Source organism: Salipiger bermudensis, assembly GCF_017309175.1.
In the GTDB taxonomy this organism is placed as follows: Bacteria; Pseudomonadota; Alphaproteobacteria; order Rhodobacterales; family Rhodobacteraceae; genus Salipiger; species Salipiger bermudensis.
On record NZ_JAEKJV010000041.1, the window covers coordinates 1 to 4,957 of the forward strand.

Consider the following 4,957-nt stretch of genomic DNA (forward strand, 5'->3'; position numbering starts at 1 on the left):
AGCTTCCTGGAGCCGCGACGGACTGCTGAGAAGGCGCTGGTGGCGGTGATCCAGGAGGCTTACGTCCACGGGGTCTCTACGCGCTCCGTAGACGATCTGGTGAAGGCGATGGGCGCTGGTGTGAACAGGCATGCAATTTTGACCCCGTAGCGGGGTGATCGGCGTCCAAAAATGACCCCCTTACACTGATGTGGATGATGCCCCCGAGGTCAACGGGGAGCACAGTGTGGGATGTTGGTTGTGGAGACGATAGCGAAGATCCGACGGGCGTATTTTCAGGATAAGAAGTCGATCAAGCAGATCTGCCGCGAACTACGGGTTTCGCGGAACACGGTGCGCAAGGTAATCCGGTCCGGGGCGACCGAACTGACCTACGAGCGCACGATCCAGCCGCTGCCGAAGATCGGCCCTTGGACGGGTGAGCTCAATGACATTCTGGCGGCAAATGCTCGGAAGGCGAAGCGTGAGAGGCTGACCCTTATCCGGATCTTCGAGGAGCTGCGGGCCCGCGGATACGACGGCGGTTATGATGCGGTTCGACGATATGCAGCGACGTGGAACAGAGAGGAACGGGAGGCGTCTGCGGCCGCCTATGTCCCACTAACCTTCGATCCAGGCGAGGCCTATCAGTTCGACTGGAGCCACGAGATCGTGGTTATCGACGGCGCGACGACCACGGTGAAGGTGGCACATGTCCGCCTGTGTCACAGCCGTATGCTCTTCGTGCGTGCCTATCCCCGCGAGACGCAGGAGATGGTCTTTGACGCCCATGACAAGGCCTTCGCCTTCTTCAGGGGCACCTGCACGCGGGGCATCTACGACAACATGAAGACCGCGGTCGACACGATCTTCGTCGGCCGCGACCGTGCCTACAACCGGCGCTTCCAGCAAATGTGCGGGCACTATCTGGTCGATCCCGTCGCTTGCACCCCGGCATCCGGCTGGGAGAAGGGACAGGTCGAGAACCAGGTCGGCGTTGTCCGACGGCGGTTCTTCGTGCCGCGACCGAAGTTCAAGAGCTATGCCGAACTCAACGCTTGGCTTGAAGACCAGTGCGTTGCCTGGGCCAAATCCAACCCGCACCCCGAGCTCAGGGATCGGACAACTTGGGAGGTGTTCGAGCAAGAACGCGCCAGCATGGTGCCGTATGTCGGCCCCTTCAATGGCTTCCACGCGCTGCCTGCCTCGGTCTCGAAGACCTGCCTCGTCCGGTTCGACAAGAACCGCTACTCCGTGGATGGCCGGGCCGTCGGCCGCCCGGTCGAGATCCGTGCCTATGCCGAACGGGTCGAGTTCTGGCAGGACGGCAAGATCATGGGGCAGCACGCCCGAGCCTTCGGCCGTGACAAGGCCATCTACGACCCGTTGCACTACATTCCAGTTCTGGCTCGCAAGCCCGGTGCTCTCCGGAATGGCGCCCCCTTCAAGGACTGGGACCTGCCGCCGGCGATCAGGCGCGTGCAGCGCAAGCTTGGCAAGGTGCCGAACGGCGACCGGCAGATGGTCCAGATCCTCAGCATGATCCCGATCGATGGGCTGGATGCGGTGGATGCTGCCTGTGCCGAGGCCCTGAGCGAGGGGGTCCCCGCGGCCTCGGTCGTCATCAATATCCTTGCCCGGCATCGGGAGCCGCCACCGCCGCTGACCATCGATACGCCGGCCGCGTTGCGACTGACCTGCGAACCCGTGGCCGACTGCAAACGCTACGACAGCCTCAGGAGACCCAACCATGGAAAGATCACAGGTGCTGGACGCGATGAGCCAGCTGAAGCTTTACGGCATGAAGGCCGCCTACGATGAGATCATCACCACGGCGGTGAAGCGCCAACACGAGCCGCAACAGATCGTCGGCGACCTGCTGAATGCCGAGATCAGCGAGAAGCAGGCGCGCTCGATCAAATACCAGATGACGATCGCCAAGCTGCCGCTGGCGAAAGAGGTCGACGAGTTCAGCTTTGAAGAAACGCCGGTCAACGAGACGCTGGTGCGCGATCTGGCCGCCGGGGAGTTCCTTGAACATCAGCGCAATGTCGTGCTCATCGGTGGCACCGGGACCGGTAAATCCCACCTTGCCGTGAGCATTGCCCGGGCCTGCATCCGGCGCGGCAAACGGGGGCGCTTCTTCAATGTCGTGGACTTGGTGAACAAGCTCGATGCCGAAGCCCGTGCCGACCGACAGGGGCGCACTGCGGATCTTTTGTGTCGCCTCGACTTCCTGATCCTCGATGAGCTCGGCTATCTCCCCTTCGCGCAGACCGGCGGCCAGCTGCTGTTCCATCTCATCAGCCGCCTCTACGAGCGCACCTCGATCATCGTGACGACCAATCTCGACTTCGGGGAATGGCCTTCGGTCTTCGGCGACGCGAAGATGACCACTGCGCTGATCGACCGCCTGACCCACCATTGCGACATCGTCGAGACCGGCAACGAGAGCTGGCGCTTCAAGACCCGTGAATGACCAAGACCCCGCTGGCCCGATACGGCTGCGCTGTGTGAGTGCTACACCGCATCGGGCCAGCTACCGGAGCTCTCCAAAGGGGGTCATTTTTGGATGCCGATAGGGGGTCAAGATTGCTTGCCGATTGACACCATATCAGCTCTTCTCCCGTTGTGTACCGGTCTTTCGCGTCGCGGCGAAGAGAACCGACAGGCCGGTAAAGCCACCGAGCGCAAGCGCGGTCCATGTGGCAGTGCGGGCATCTCCGTTCATCGCCTGGCTGCCCATGTGAGCGAGCAAAAAACTCGCTGGAATAATCCCGGCCATCGTGGCCAGCGCGAACCTCCAAAGATGCAGCTTGCTCAGACCTGCGGCGTAACTGATCATATCGAAGGACAGAAACGGCAGCAGGCGACTGCCGAAGACCAAGAAGGTCAGAGTGTTCTGCGATCCGAACAGGCCTGTGTTAATCTTCTGACCGAGATGACGCTCAACGAAGGGACGACCGAGACCGCGGGCCAGACCAAAAGCGGCAAGCGCACCGAGTTCCGCGCCAAGAACGACAAAGAGTGTCCCGAACGTGTGCCCATAAGCCGCTCCGGCGGCGAGTGCGATCGGCGCCGAGGGCAGGGGGCTTGCGACGATAGCGATTGTCATAAGCGCCACGATAACAATTGGTCCGGCAAGACCTGCCGCCTCGATCCAGCGGTCAATTTCCGCGCGATCAGGCAGGCGAATGTCAACGCCAAGGACGTCCGGGAAGGCCAATGCGACGACTCCCATCAGGAACACCGCAATAAGAAGGATGCGCATCATCATGGATCAAAACACGGCATAGAGCAGAACGAAGAACGTCGCTGCCAAAAGGTCAAAGGCCACGCAGAATGGAATATACCAGTTCGGAATCCGGGCGAGACGATAAGAATTGTGGTGTGACATGTCCCAAAGGGCGTGCAGGGCCAAGCCCAAGGGAAGGAAAGCCCAATGCCATATCAGCCCCAAAAAGGCTGCCGAGCCGAACAAAAGGGCGACGGCGAGCTCTGCCCAGAACACGCGCGCTCTGCCGTCCGCGGCGCCAAAGCCGATATAGGCACCGCCAATCAAAGCAAGCGTGATCGAAGCAAGAGCTATCGAGCTCTTTTCATCCAAAAACAGGTGAGCCGGCATTGTGAGCAAGACAAACAACACACCAACCCATACGGGAGATCTCAAGATATCCCCGTGTCGATGGTGCGATACGTGATCGCCTGTCTTTTCGAAAATCTGTGCCATGGCTTTGTACCTAGGGATTCCAGCAACTGGAAGGTCAAGGGCTATTCATCCACGCGCGCAACGCAGCGCTCACTCAACCGTTCCACGGTGAGGTCAAAGGACCGATATCAGGACGTATTTGACGCTGACGCCAAGCTCATGTCCGACGCGCGTGGCGATTTTCAGTCATCTTTCGCCTTCTGCCAGACTTGCTGGCAGGCTGAGTAAAGAAACGTCGCTGACCAGGTCAGCAACATGAAGCCCAAAAGCGATTGCAGCATCAGCAACAGTCGAAAGGGCCCGACCACCTCTATGGACGAATAGCCAAGGGTCGAGAACGAGATGCCCGTAACATAGAGAACATCCTGAAACATCGGCGGGCTGTTGCTGAACGATTGCGGCAGAACGCTTGCCACCACCATCGTGTTGAACACGGCGAGCGTCACAAGTTCCAATACGTGCAGCAACAGCAACGCGGAAAACGTCAGGATGATCCGAAAGCCGGAGCCATCCGACCGCTGCGGGGAAAACTTCAGAATGCCCGACAACGCATAATGATGGACAATTCCCATCACGATCGCCGCGCATATTCCGACAAACATAGCCATCAACTCGGTCATACACCCAAACCCGTCTTCCTGTTCAAACAGGTCAATTTGACCATACATCAGGCTTTTAGCACAACGGGACCAATTGATTCTTCACTGGTCAGGCCAACGCGGGGGGCAACCCGTTCAGGGCGACATCCACCGGAACGGTCGGCAAGTTCGATGCGATCCAGCCAGGCCCTTCGCCTGATCCCAACATCCCTTCCGAGATATCGGCGTAGCCCGAATAACCAGCTTGTCTCAACGCTCGAAGCAGCGATGCGGAGCGTCCGCCAGTGGCGCAGATCAGTCCAACAGTGCGATCACCGCTCAGTTCCTTGGCCCTGAACAATCGGTCCGGAAAACCGGACGCGTGCATGCTTATCGGCCATACACCAGCACCTACGCCGGTTTCTTGCCACTCTTTGTGCGTTCTGACATCGATGATCCGCGCCGTATCCGATAGAAGCGCGTCAAAGGCATTCTCTGCCGACCAGACAGATCGGCTCTGCGCCAACAGCGGTGACGCCGCGACGGTCAGCACCGTCATATGAGCACCCAGAGTAACCGGCCGGTAAGGACCACAGCTCAAGCGACGGCCTTCGCCTCTTTGGATTGCGGCACCCAGTTCCACGGCAGCAGCTCGTCGAGGCGGTTGATCTTGTGGTCGCCGATGCGGGCC

The 4,957-nt window shown here is 59.8% G+C and carries 6 protein-coding genes and 1 pseudogene; 3 read left to right on the top strand and 4 right to left on the bottom strand.

The window, feature by feature from the left end; translation table 11 throughout:
- The 3 genes and pseudogenes from JF542_RS24165 to istB form a co-directional block, all read left to right on the top strand.
- Positions 1-120, top strand: a pseudogene (locus JF542_RS24165) (transposase); the annotation flags it as partial.
- A gap of 111 nt (positions 121-231) precedes the next feature.
- Positions 232-1,800, top strand: coding sequence for an IS21 family transposase (istA, locus tag JF542_RS24170; RefSeq protein ID WP_007803351.1), 1,569 nt, complete (start codon positions 232-234; stop codon positions 1,798-1,800).
- Positions 1,730-2,458, top strand: coding sequence for an IS21-like element ISPkr1 family helper ATPase IstB (gene istB, locus JF542_RS24175; protein WP_040545955.1), 729 nt, complete (start codon positions 1,730-1,732; stop codon positions 2,456-2,458). Before istA ends, istB begins: the two co-directional genes overlap by 71 nt.
- Positions 2,459-2,593: 135 nt before the next feature.
- Here istB and JF542_RS24180 read toward each other — a convergent pair whose 3' ends face one another.
- The 4 genes from JF542_RS24180 to JF542_RS24195 all read right to left on the bottom strand — a co-directional run bounded on the left by JF542_RS24180 (position 2,594) and on the right by JF542_RS24195 (position 4,825).
- Positions 2,594-3,256 (bottom strand): TVP38/TMEM64 family protein, encoded by a 663-nt coding sequence (locus tag JF542_RS24180; protein ID WP_207077719.1) that lies wholly within the window; start codon positions 3,254-3,256, stop codon positions 2,594-2,596.
- 3 nt (positions 3,257-3,259) lie between these two features.
- Positions 3,260-3,709: a DUF6010 family protein gene (locus JF542_RS24185; protein ID WP_007803357.1), complete on the bottom strand. Its 450-nt coding sequence runs from the start codon at positions 3,707-3,709 to the stop codon at positions 3,260-3,262.
- A gap of 161 nt (positions 3,710-3,870) precedes the next feature.
- Positions 3,871-4,308 (bottom strand): ion channel, encoded by a 438-nt coding sequence (locus JF542_RS24190; RefSeq protein WP_012187040.1) that lies wholly within the window; start codon positions 4,306-4,308, stop codon positions 3,871-3,873.
- Positions 4,309-4,396: 88 nt separating this feature from the next.
- Positions 4,397-4,825, bottom strand: coding sequence for a rhodanese-like domain-containing protein (locus JF542_RS24195; protein ID WP_083794021.1), 429 nt, complete (start codon positions 4,823-4,825; stop codon positions 4,397-4,399).
- Between the last annotated feature and the right edge of the window lie 132 nt (positions 4,826-4,957).